The sequence below is a fragment of the Chryseobacterium sp. CG10_8 genome, assembly GCF_058117085.1.
The window spans coordinates 1-11858 of sequence record NZ_JBYVEB010000091.1 but is presented as its reverse complement, the minus strand read 5'-3'; the positions used below and the strand labels follow the sequence as shown (position 1 = coordinate 11858).

8 protein-coding genes are annotated in these 11858 nt (G+C 35.6%); 5 read left to right on the top strand and 3 right to left on the bottom strand.

The features are described 5' to 3' along the window. Positions 1 to 138: 138 nt before the first annotated feature. The 3 genes from AC4AGG_RS12845 (at position 139) to AC4AGG_RS12835 (ending at position 4408) form a co-directional block, all read left to right on the top strand. On the top strand, positions 139 to 867 hold the full coding sequence (locus AC4AGG_RS12845) for a thrombospondin type 3 repeat-containing protein (protein ID WP_489772410.1): 729 nt from the start codon (positions 139 to 141) through the stop codon (positions 865 to 867). A 607-nt stretch (positions 868 to 1474) separates the two neighbouring features. Next, positions 1475 to 3817 carry an ATP-dependent helicase gene (locus AC4AGG_RS12840; protein ID WP_489772409.1) on the top strand — a complete coding sequence of 781 codons (2343 nt, stop codon included), beginning with the start codon at positions 1475 to 1477 and terminating at the stop codon, positions 3815 to 3817. A gap of 18 nt (positions 3818 to 3835) precedes the next feature. Beyond that, a complete protein-coding gene (locus tag AC4AGG_RS12835; protein WP_489772408.1) occupies positions 3836 to 4408 on the top strand; it encodes a YdcF family protein in 573 nt (190 codons plus the stop codon). 2 nt (positions 4409 to 4410) lie between these two features. Here the strand turns inward: AC4AGG_RS12835 and AC4AGG_RS12830 are convergent, their stop codons facing one another. Both AC4AGG_RS12830 and AC4AGG_RS12825 read right to left on the bottom strand, forming a co-directional pair. Further along, the gene (locus AC4AGG_RS12830) at positions 4411 to 4794 is read right to left on the bottom strand and encodes a DUF3037 domain-containing protein (RefSeq protein WP_489772407.1); all 384 of its coding nucleotides are present in this window, start codon (positions 4792 to 4794) and stop codon (positions 4411 to 4413) included. Then, on the bottom strand, positions 4781 to 5560 hold the full coding sequence (locus tag AC4AGG_RS12825) for a HipA family kinase (protein ID WP_489772406.1): 780 nt from the start codon (positions 5558 to 5560) through the stop codon (positions 4781 to 4783). Before AC4AGG_RS12825 ends, AC4AGG_RS12830 begins: the two co-directional genes overlap by 14 nt. Positions 5561 to 5631: 71 nt before the next feature. Between AC4AGG_RS12825 and AC4AGG_RS12820 the strand changes: the two genes are divergently transcribed. Next, on the top strand, positions 5632 to 6561 hold the full coding sequence (locus tag AC4AGG_RS12820) for a DUF6263 family protein (protein WP_489772405.1): 930 nt from the start codon (positions 5632 to 5634) through the stop codon (positions 6559 to 6561). Between the two features lie 48 nt (positions 6562 to 6609). On the opposite strand, the gene AC4AGG_RS12815 is transcribed toward AC4AGG_RS12820, so the two are convergent. Then, positions 6610 to 8442, bottom strand: a complete 1833-nt coding sequence (locus AC4AGG_RS12815) for an alpha-L-fucosidase (protein WP_489772404.1) — start codon at positions 8440 to 8442, stop codon at positions 6610 to 6612. 456 nt (positions 8443 to 8898) lie between these two features. Between AC4AGG_RS12815 and polA the strand changes: the two genes are divergently transcribed. After that, positions 8899 to 11751, top strand: a complete 2853-nt coding sequence (polA, locus tag AC4AGG_RS12810; RefSeq protein WP_489772403.1) for a DNA polymerase I — start codon at positions 8899 to 8901, stop codon at positions 11749 to 11751. Positions 11752 to 11858: the final 107 nt, after the last annotated feature.

Here is an 11858-nt window from a genome sequence, read left to right as displayed (position 1 = left end):
GTTTTAAATCCAAACTTTCAGCTGAACGTTCGTGTTGACTTTCTTTTAGAATTCATTATTTTAAATTACATTTGTTTTCGATAACTTATTAAAGCACAATGAAATCAAGTCTTACTTTTTTATTTGTTTTTCTTTTTTTTGATAGTTTCCGCTCAGGAGATTACGAATCAGGATGCTTTAAAAAAATGCCGAAAAGAATTTAACAAAAAGCATTGTCTTGCCGATGATGATGGAGATGATATTCTCAACTATCTTGACAACTGCAAAACTGAAGCAGGATCTATTGAAAATAATGGTTGTCCTTGGCTAGACTCTGACGGCGACGGAATTATTGACAACGATGATGCGTGTCAAGAAGTTCCCGGTCCGCCTGAAAATAATGGCTGTCCTTGGCCTGATACAGATGGAGATGGGATTATAGATAAAGATGATGAGTGTCCAACTCAAATTGGAAAAGTAGAGAAAAATGGTTGTCCTGGTCCTGATTGTAGAGAAATTGAAAAAATAGCGAGAAAAGCAACAGAAGAATCTATTAATTTTCAAAAAAAAATTGATTATAGTACATTGCAAAATATTTTTCTTGAAGATATTAAGAAGATTCAATTTGATTCACAGATTTTGCTCTTTATGAATTCGAATGTTGAAGAAGGAGAAGGGTCATCAGATTGTCCAGATTTTGTATTTCCAGAATTGGAAGCGGAAAATTATTCGACAAGTAATTTTATATGGAATGAAAAAATGTTAAATATTTTAGCAAAACAGTCAAAAAAACGATATTTCCAGCTTCTTACAATTCTTATTGGTGGGATGAAGGTGGATTTTATCGCTTGCAAAACAACAATGAATTGTCCGAAGATCATTTCCTAAGTAAAGAACAGATTCGTTATATTAAAAGTTTACCAACTTTTACCGACTCGAAATACGGAAAAATATTTTATATAAAGGTCAAAAATGATTTGATTAAAAAAATACCTGTCCAATTTAATAGAATTTTCTTTGATCAGAGTTTTGAAAGGATTAACAATATTAATCAAACAACTGTTACATTAGAAATTTCGACAAAAAAAGTCATTTGTAAAAAAACATATGTTTTTTCACTTGATAAAATGAAATGGGAGTTAAAAGAAAGCCTTACTTTTCCCACCGTAAAGTAGTTATAAATTTTCTCAAAATTGTAATTCCCATCCCAAAACCTTATTTTTGTAACCCCAATTTTTATTTAATTAAATTTGAAATTGACATTGGAGTTTGAGGCGTTTAGAAATTAGAAAATATTGATGTTAAGAAATTTTCGTTGTTTGAGCATGTGGGATTGTTTTTTTGAAGTCAAACCTTCATTTAATGCGAGTTTCGGAAATTTTAATCAATATTTTCTAATTTTTGCCGAAAAATCCAGTCTTGAATTTTTGGTTCTTTTGTTTCAAGACAAAAGAATAAAGTAATTTTTAAACGTAATTTTTACGATCGCATTAAAATGGACTACCTAAAAGGACTTAATGAATATCAATACGAAGCAGTAACTACGATCGAAGGACCATTGATGGTTTTGGCTGGAGCTGGTTCTGGAAAAACACGTGTTCTAACGATGCGTATTGCTCATTTGATTTCCAATGGAATAGATCCGTTTAATATTTTGGCGTTGACCTTTACCAATAAAGCGGCGCGCGAAATGAAAGACCGTATTGCAAAAGTCGTAGGAGAGAGCGATGCACGTTCGATTTGGATGGGAACATTTCACTCCGTGTTTGCAAGAATCTTGAGAAGCGAAGGTCATCACCTTGGTTTTCCCTCTAATTTTACGATTTATGATACTCAAGATGCGCTGAATGTTTTAAAAAAAGTCATCAAAGACCTTAATATCGATACCGATATTTACAAACCGAAAAAGGTGATGCAACGTATTTCGACGTATAAAAATAATTTAATTACGGTTAAAGCGTACAACAACAATCCTGATTTATTAGAAGCCGATGAACGTGCAAATATGAAACACATCGGTACGATTTATCAAAAATATGTTGACCAATGTTTCCGAAATGGAGCGATGGATTTCGACGATTTATTGCTTCGTACCAATGAATTATTGACTCGATTTCCTCAAGTTTTGGCAAAATATCAAGACCGTTTCCGATATATTTTGGTGGATGAGTACCAAGATACCAATCATTCGCAGTACTTAATTGTGAAGGCTTTGGCTTCAAAATTTGAAAATATTTGTGTCGTTGGTGACGATGCACAGTCGATTTATTCGTTTCGAGGTGCAAATATTTATAACATTCTGAACTTTAAAAAAGATTATCCAGATGCAGTGACGGTTTCCTTGGAACAGAATTACCGTTCTACTCAGAACATCGTTGATGCGGCGAATGTTGTAATTTCCAAAAACCTTCAACAGTTCAAGAAAAATGTATTTAGTGATAACGAAGAAGGAGAGAAGCTAAAGGTGTATCGTGCGCTTTCCGATGCGGATGAAGCTAATTTTGTAGCCAACAATATTTGGGAAATGCATAATTTCAATCAAAAGAAATTTAATGATTTTGCCATTTTGTATCGTACCAATTCCCAAACTCGAGCTTTTGAAGACGCTTTAAGGAAAAAGAATATTCCATACCGAGTTTATGGAGGTTTGTCTTTCTACCAAAGAAAGGAAGTGAAAGATTTGGTGGCTTATCTTCGATTGTTGGTTAATGAAAACGATTCCGAAGCCTTGTTAAGAATCATCAATTATCCAATCCGTGGAATTGGGGAAACCACTCAAAATAAATTAATTGTTTTTGCAGATGCTCAAAGTCTTCCATTATCTAAGATTTTGGATAATTTGAGTTTTTATTCGGCGCATTTAGGACTTAACAACGGCGTTCTCAATAAGCTCAATGATTTTTGGCAAATGATTAAAGCCTTTCAGGTGTTGTTAAAGACTGAAAATGCCTACGAAGTCGCTATGGAAGTCGCGAAACGAAGCGGTCTCATTAAAAATTTGAAAGACGATCAAACGCCGGAAGGAATTTCCAGAGTTGAAAATATTCAGGAATTGATGAACTCGATGCAAGGGTTCATCGAGGAACAGCAACAATTAGAAGATGGAGATCCAACTTTACCTAATTTCTTAGAAAATATTGCGCTTTCCACAGACCAAGACAAAAAAGGCGACGGCAACGAAGACCAGGTCTCTTTGATGACGATTCACCTTTCCAAAGGTTTGGAGTTTCCAGTTGTTCATTTGGTAGGATTGGAGGAAAATCTTTTTCCAAGTTTTATGAGTTCTTCCACTCGCGAAGAATTGGAGGAGGAGCGTCGATTATTTTATGTTGCCTTAACCAGAGCCGAAAAACAAGCTATTTTTTCATATGCGATTTCAAGGTTTCAATGGGGAAAAATCACCGATGCGGAACCTTCTCGTTTTCTGAGTGAAGTGGATGCAAAATATTTGGAATTTATCAATCCAGCGACTGAAGCTCGATTTATTAATCGTTCTGGGTTACAGTCCAATATTTTTGATGAAGCGCCAAGCGAACCAAGGTTTTTTCAAAAGAAAGAGCCAAAAAAAGCGATTTCAAGAAAAGAAGAACCTTCAACTGCACCTCAATCTTCAACCCGAAATTTGAAACCAATTGCTAAGGCAAAAATTACCAGTTCCAGCGGAAGTTCTTCTCAGGATATCGAAGTTGGAGATCGAGTGAGACACGACCGTTTTGGTGTAGGAGAAGTGGTTTTCTTAGACGGAACTGACCCCGAAAATATCAAAGCAAAAGTTCATTTTCAACGTGAAGGCGAAAAGAATTTGATTCTGAAATTTGCGAAGTTGACTAAGATTTAAGACTAAAGAATTTCGAGAATGAAGAAGCTAAAAACAGTTCGTTTTCTAAAAATCGTTGTTTCTTTATTTCTTCTGTGGTTTGTTGTTCATTCTATTTATATCACTTTTGATGGTTTGAATGACGAAATGAAAACTGCAGATGTAGCTATTGTCCTTGGAAACAAAGTCAACGAAAATGGAACGCCTTCAGAAAGACTTAAAGCACGATTGGATAAAAGTATTGAATTGTACAGTCAAGAACGAGTTAAATATATTATTGTAAGTGGAGGTTTAGGAAAAGAAGGATTTTGGGAAGGAGATGAGATGAAAAAATATTTGGTTGAACACCAAATTCCTACCCAGAAAATAATAGTTGATAACTATGGAAATGATACGGAGCTAACAGTGAAAAATTCTATCAAAATCATCGATAGTTTGAAGTTTGAAAGTGCCATTTCTGTTTCCCAATATTTTCATCAAGCACGCACCAAAAAATTGTTTAGAAAAAATGGTTTTGAAAGTATATCAAGCTCCAGTCCACTATATTTTGAATGGAGAGATTTCTATTCTGTGTTTAGAGAATTTGTGGCTTATTACAAAGAAGCAATCTAAGGTTATCTAACCAACTCCTCAAACAATCTATCAAAAGTTAAATCTAAATTTTTAGTTTTACCAGGATGAGGTCTTGATGTTTGAATGACTGAACTTCTAACAGCGGTTAACCAACGAAATCGTTCTGGGATTTCTAATTCGGCGATGGGACCACCGCTTTTTTCACCCATCGCAATTTTTCTGAATGAAGTTAGATTTTCAACCACATCATCATAATCTAATTTACTGTGCATCAATCGGAATTTGTCTTTACAGATTTCAAATTCAACACGGATGTATTTTTCCCTTTTTGAAAACATGACCAATCCGATGTTGAAAAATTCTTCTCTTTCAACCTTTGGAACCAAGCGTATCACGGCATATTCATATAATTTATCCTCTTGCATTTTGGGCTTCGTTTAAAAAGATTTCGGAATTAGCTAATCGTGTTTTCATAAAATTAAAATACACTTCTCGTATTTCTTCGGGTGTTTCTTCTACGTCGTTCCACTGCAACCATTCTTCTGGAATTAGATTAACTATCTCATGGAAGATATCATCATTGAGGACTGACTTTGCAAACGCATCAGCTTCTTTCAATTGGGAAGCTTGAGGAAGCAAAACATGGTCTTTCACGTATTTGAAAGGCGTCTTTGCTGCAGTCTCAAAATTTTGCCAATTGTGATGGAAGTAGAACGATGCACCATTATCAATCACCCACAATTCCTTGTGCCACATGAGAAGATTGGTGTTCTTGTATGTGCGATCAATATTAGTGATAAATGCATCTAACCATACAATTTTAGAAGCTAAAAGAGGGTCTATTTTGACACTCGTATCATAGGCAATCGCACCAGAAAGATAATGCAAACCAAGGTTAAGGCCTTCCGAAAATTTCAACAAATCCTGAATTTCTTCGTCTCCTTCGGTTCTTCCGAAATCGACATCCAAATTGGCGAAAACGAGTTCGGGAATTTGAAGTCCTAAAACTTCGGTAATTTTTCCACCCAAAAGTTCAGAAATCAACATTTTGACGCCATGTCCAGCTCCTCTGAATTTTAAAACATATTTGAAATCGTCATCAGCTTCCGCCAAAGCAGGAAGACTTCCGCCTTCACGAAGAGGGAGGATGTATCGCATAACCGTTACGGTTCTTGGAGTCAAGTCTTTCATTGCATCAAAAATACTGAAAACTTCGAATTGAAATCTTGTTTTAAAGTAGTATTTTAGCAAAAAGAATTAAAATGAAAAAAATACAAATTTTTGTTTTCCTTTTTGTTTCGATGTGGATGTTTTCGCAATCATATGACCTCAAACTCAATTTGGAAAAGGGTAAATCGTATGAAATGATGCAACGTGTTGATTTGGATATGCTTCAAAAGGTGCAAGGTCAGGAGATTCCAATGAAGATGGGTGCTGTTGTTGCTCTTACAGCGAAAGTGGATTCTAAGGATAAGGACACGTATAAGTTGGAGACGACATATACTTTTGTGGAAAGCGTTTTCGAAGGAATGGGACAAAAGGTGAAGTTGGATTCTGATATGAAGGAGGACAATGAGATTATTGATGTTTTTAAAGCTTTAACCGGAAAGCCATTTTTTATTTATCTAACCGAGAAGGGGAAGGTAACCAAGATAGAAGGTAATAAAGAAATTCTTGATGGAATTATCAAAGAGTTTGCGGATAATCAATTGGTAAAGCAAGGGCAAATTCTTTCGATGTATAATGATGAAACCATTATTCAAATGTTTTCGATGATTTATAATTTTCCCGAAAAAGCTGTGAAAGTTGGTGAAATATGGAATGCTGATTTTTTGACAACCGCTCCATATAAACTCAATAACCAAACGAGCTTTAATCTTAAAGAGGTTGATAACTATAACTATTCGATTAGTTTTAGTTCTAATATGAAATCACTTCCAAACCAAGTAATGGAATCTAGTGGGTACAAAGTTTCTCCTGATTTGTCAGGAACTGGCAAAGGTGAAATTAAATTAAACAAGAAAACAGGCTGGATTGCTGGTCAGAATTCTGAAGGTGATATGAATGGTACGATTAGTATGGTTGATATGGGTGGCATGAAAATCGATTTGACCATGAAGATGAAAACTTCTTATACTCCACAGTCAAAATATATGTCACCACCACCTCCAATGGAAACTAAACAAAAATAAATATGAAAGTCAGCGTAATCGCTGACTTTTTTATCACTATTCTTCAACTTAATAATTAGTTTCAATCGCTTTGGTTTCCTCTCGGAAAAGTTCAATAGGTTTATCGAGAAGTACTGCGATAACGGTTAAATTTTTGTCTAATTTTTCTTTTGGTACATCAATGTAAACAATACCTGGAATCTGGCTCCAATACAATTTGTTATAGATTTTTGGATAAAGTAAAGTTCCTTCTCTAACAATTCGGGTTCGTTGAATGTTGTTTTTCAATCCTTTTAACGCAATGGGTCCATTGGGATTTCCTTCCACGAAAAGATAAAGCGTCTGTTTGTCCTTTGAAAGTGCACTCATACCATTGTAATGTGCTACCGAAATTCCTTTTTCGGTTTGGTAAAGTGCTTCAGCATTTTTACTAATCCAATCCAAAATTGCAGGATTTGTTTTAGAAGTTTTTGTGATTGTCATGTTTTCGCCATCGCTCGTCAATCCCGAATTGTCTAAAATATTATTGCCATGAAACAAAGCATTCGACAAATCGTGAATTCCTTGAAAAGTCGATGAGTTTTCTAAAATATTGGCCAAATTTTCAGAAGGGACATTTGGATTTCCAACTAATTGAATCGGTGAAGAAAAATCAATCTGAACTACCGTAACATCTTGGTCGAACTGATGCCCTTTTAAATCAATAATAACATTTTGTTGCGCATCTTTTTTAAATTTTAGAGGTCGTTCATCTCCAATTATTTTCATTGAGGAAATTTCTGAGGATACGCCTGATAAATATTCAAAATCCTTTTGAGAATCTAAGTACAGAAACAATTGTTTCTTGTCCTGTGACAGCGCAGATTTACCGGCGAAATTGACAAACGGAATTCCTTTTCGGGTTCCATAGACTGCATTCTCGTGTTTTTTAACCCAGTTTCCTAACTTTTTTAAAACATTAATTTGCTCTTCAGGAATCGTTCCATCTGCTTTTGGACCAATGTCGAGAAGTAAGTTTCCGCCCATGCTAATGCAATCCACCAAAGTCTGAATAATCATATTGGGTGTTTTGTAATTGGTGTCAAATCCTTGATAACCCCAAGAATCATTAATCGTGTAACACAATTCCCAATAAGGGTTTTCTGGCGCTACCACTGGAATTCCTTGTTCAGGTGTTTCGTAATCGCCTTTGTTATCCAAACGAGAATTGATGATGATATTGGGATTGTATTTTTTGAGCAAAGTGGCAGCTTCCGTAGTTTTCCAAGTGTCATTATCGTGTTCCCAATTTCCATCAAACCAAAGTAAATCTGGCCTATAATTTTTAGAAAGTTCCGTTAATTGCGTTTGATAATATTGAATGAAATTCGCCCATTTTTGTAGGTTTTCTTTAAAGTCGTAACGCTTTTTGGTTCGGGTTTCAATGTCATAATCGGGATGACTCCAATCGGGAAGTGAGAAGTATAAACCCGTTTTCAAACCTTGGCTTTTCAGTTCTTTTATAAAAGGCGAAAGAACATCTTTTTTCGCTACCGAATTTTTAGGAATGCTGGTTGCATTTTGAGCTTTGGTGTCCCAAAGCGCAACACCATCATGATGTTTTGAGGTAATGACCGCATATTTTGCACCCGATTCTTTCATCAATTTTGCCCAAAACTTCGGGTCATAATTCTTCGAAGTGAATCCATCCAACTGCTTCATATAGGTTTGATGATTGGTGTAATTGTTAAAAAACGACCAAGATTCCGAGATTCCGTTGACAGAATAAATTCCCCAATGCACAAAAATTCCCAATTTGGCATCCTGAAACCATTTCATTTTCAGGCTATCATTGACACTGTTTTGAGATTGAGTAATTCCACTAAAACCAAATATCAAGGCGAAAATCCAAAGCTTCTTCATGCTAATTTTTTAAGTTCTTAAAAATAGTAAATTAAGTGGTTATACAAAGTTGGTTTAAATTTCGTTCTTTCAAATGTTTTGTTTGTATCTGCTATATTTTAACGCAAAGTAAGACAAAAGAAATCTTATTAACTTTTTGTAAAGAAGCTAAACAAGGTCGTTTTACTGGCTATAGAGGAACAGATTTTCACCAAAGAAATTGTAAATTCTAAACCACAAAAGAGACAAAAGAACCATAATATTTTTGAAGTTCATAAAGGGAATAAAATTTTTAAAATTTTGCTTTTTTTGCGATGATTTCAGAATGGATTTTTTCTTTTGTTCCTACTGTGGTTTTTGAGAACTTGCAAAATAGATTTAGTATCAGATATATTTTTAAATCATATTCGAAAAAAGCCATACAACTTGTCAACCGAAACACATAACTCGAAACAACAAAAAAACTATCTTTGCTCTATGACAAATTCTACCGACAAACGTTTGTACCTAATCGACGCATATGCCATGATTTTTCGTGGTTATTATGCACTCATTCGTAATCCGAGATTGACCGCTTCTGGAATGGATACTTCTGCAATTTTCGGATTTACCAATTCTTTAATTGAACTTATCAGAAGAGAAAAACCTTCACATTTAGCGGTGGTTTTTGATGTCGGTAAAGCTAGCGTTAGAACAGATGATTTTGCGGATTATAAAGCTAACCGAAGCGAAACGCCTGAAGCTATAAAAATTGCAGTTCCGTACATTCACAGGATTTTGGAGGCGATGCACATTCCGATTTTGGGAGTGGAAGGTTACGAAGCGGATGACGTTATCGGAACCATTGCTTGCAAGGCAGAAAAGGAGGGTTACGATACCTTTATGGTAACGCCTGATAAAGATTTTGCGCAGTTGGTTACGGATAAAATTAAAATTTACAAACCAGCTTCAAAAGGAGGTGATGTAGAAATTTTGGGAGTGGACGAAGTGAAAGCGAAATACGAAATTCAAGACCCAAAACAAGTCATAGATTTTCTCGCCATGATGGGAGATGCGGTAGATAACATCCCTGGTTTGGAAGGTGTTGGTGAAAAAACCGCCATGAAATTTCTGAAAGAATACGGTAGTATCGAAAATCTTTTGGCAAACACCGACCAACTAAAAGGAAAGCTGAAAGAAAAAGTCGAAAATTCGGCGGAACGAGGTATTTTGTCTAAAAAATTAGCAACCATTATTTGTGATGCTCCAATTGAATTTCATCAAGAGCAATACGACCTTGAAACGCCAGACTTTGAAAAGGTAAAAGAGGTTTTTGAAGAGATTGAGTTCAGAAGGTTGTATGAAAATTTGTATCGAGCGTTTAATGAGCAATCAGCAATCAGCAATCAGCAATCAGTCGAAGATGACCCTAATAAAATAACGAGATACGACAAGAAGCCAGAAACTCGAAACCCGCAACACGGGACTCAACTCGATTTGTTTGCTAATTTCGAGGAATTAGAGCAGGCGACTTCCAGCAAAAAAACTTTTGAGCAGAACGACCATTTGTATCAATACATCGATTCGCCGAAGGCTCAACGAATTTTGGTTGAAAATTTAATACAACAAAGAGCGGTTTGTTTCGATACTGAAACGACTTCACTCAACGAATTAGAAGCCGAATTAATTGGGATGAGTTTTAGTTACCGAAAAGGTTTAGCATATTATATTCCACTTTCGGAAAAGAGAGAAGAAGTTTTAGAAACTTTGGAAATCTTCAAGCCATTTTTTGAGAAAGAGGACATTATCAAAATAGCTCACAATCTGAAATACGATTATAAAGTTCTAAAACAATACGGTGTTGACATCAAAGGAGGTCTTTTTGACACGATGATTGCACATTATTTGTTGAATCCCGACGGAAGACATGGGATGGATTATCTTTCAGAAATTTACCTCGATTATAAACCGATTTCCCTCGAAACTTTAATTGGTAAAAAGGGTAAAAATCAGAAAACGCTTAGGGAAGTTTCCGTTTTGGAGCAGACCAATTACGCCGCAGAAGATGCCGATGTGACGTTTCAACTTTATGAAATTTTCGCACCTCAACTCAAGAAAGAAAATCTGGAAGATTTATTTTATAAAATAGAAATGCCTTTGATGGAAGTTTTAGCGAAAATGGAGCTTGCAGGGATTTCTTTAGATAAAAATTGGTTGGCGCAAGAAAGCATTGATTTGGAAAATGATTTGAAGGAATTAGAATCTAAAATTTTTGAACTTTCCGGCGAAGAATTTAATATGAATTCTCCAAAACAATTGGGCGATATTTTGTTTGATAAAATGAAACTTGACCCCAAAGCTAAGAAAACCAAAACGGGGCAATATTCGACTTCGGAAGATGTTTTGGCGAAATTGGAACACAAGCACGACATCATTCCGTACATTTTAAAATACAGAACGTATCAGAAATTAAAGTCAACCTATGTTGATGCGTTGCCATCACAAATTGACCCGAAAGACCACAGAGTTCACACCGATTTTTCTCAAACTACCGCCGCGACTGGACGTTTGGCGAGTGTTAATCCAAATCTTCAGAACATTCCTATCAGGACGGAAAGAGGTCAGCAAATTAGAGGTGCTTTTGTAGCTGATAAAGGTTCGAAGCTAATTTCTGCCGATTATTCTCAGATTGAATTGCGTCTGATTGCTGAAATTTCAGGTGAAGACAATATGATTAAAGCCTTTCAAAACGGTGAAGACATTCACGCTTCAACGGCTTCCAAATTGTTTAATATTCCATTAAATGAAGTCACCAAAACACAGAGAAGTCAGGCAAAAACGGTCAACTTTGGAATTATCTATGGACAAGGTGCTTTCGCTTTGGCGGAACAAACGGGACTTTCCAGAACCGAAGCCAAACAACTGATTGACTCTTACTACGAAACTTATCCTAAATTGAAAGCTTTCATGGCGGAGCAAGTTCAAAAAGCGAGAGAATTAGGTTATGTTGAAACACTTCTTAACAGAAAACGTCATCTTAAAGATATTAATTCGAGTAATTTTGTGGTTAGAGCTCATGCAGAAAGAAATGCCGTGAATGCACCAATTCAAGGAAGCGCAGCCGACATTATCAAAATTGCGATGATTAATATTGACAAAGCTATTTCGGAACAAGAATTAAAAACGAAAATGCTATTGCAAGTCCATGACGAACTTATTTTTGAGGCTCCTTTGGATGAAGTAGAAACGGCAAAAACGCTTATTAAAACCGAAATGGAATCTGCTTACAGCACCAAAGTTCCTCTTTTAACAGAAGTGGGTGTAGGTGATAATTGGCTGGAAGCGCATTAAGGAATTTGAAAATGAGTTAATGCCGTAATTTGAAAATGAAGATATCGTCATTGCGAGGAAATAGTCTATACTGAGCTTGTCGAAGTAAAGCAATCCATAATTAATAA

Coding starts and splice junctions, on each gene's coding strand:
- AC4AGG_RS12840 (WP_489772409.1), top strand. CDS start 1,475: ATGGACTACCTAAAAGGACTTAATGAATATCAATACGAAGCAGTAACT.
- AC4AGG_RS12835 (WP_489772408.1), top strand. CDS start 3,836: ATGAAGAAGCTAAAAACAGTTCGTTTTCTAAAAATCGTTGTTTCTTTA.
- AC4AGG_RS12830 (WP_489772407.1), bottom strand. CDS start 4,794: ATGCAAGAGGATAAATTATATGAATATGCCGTGATACGCTTGGTTCCA.
- AC4AGG_RS12825 (WP_489772406.1), bottom strand. CDS start 5,560: ATGAAAGACTTGACTCCAAGAACCGTAACGGTTATGCGATACATCCTC.
- AC4AGG_RS12820 (WP_489772405.1), top strand. CDS start 5,632: ATGAAAAAAATACAAATTTTTGTTTTCCTTTTTGTTTCGATGTGGATG.
- AC4AGG_RS12815 (WP_489772404.1), bottom strand. CDS start 8,442: ATGAAGAAGCTTTGGATTTTCGCCTTGATATTTGGTTTTAGTGGAATT.
- polA (WP_489772403.1), top strand. CDS start 8,899: ATGACAAATTCTACCGACAAACGTTTGTACCTAATCGACGCATATGCC.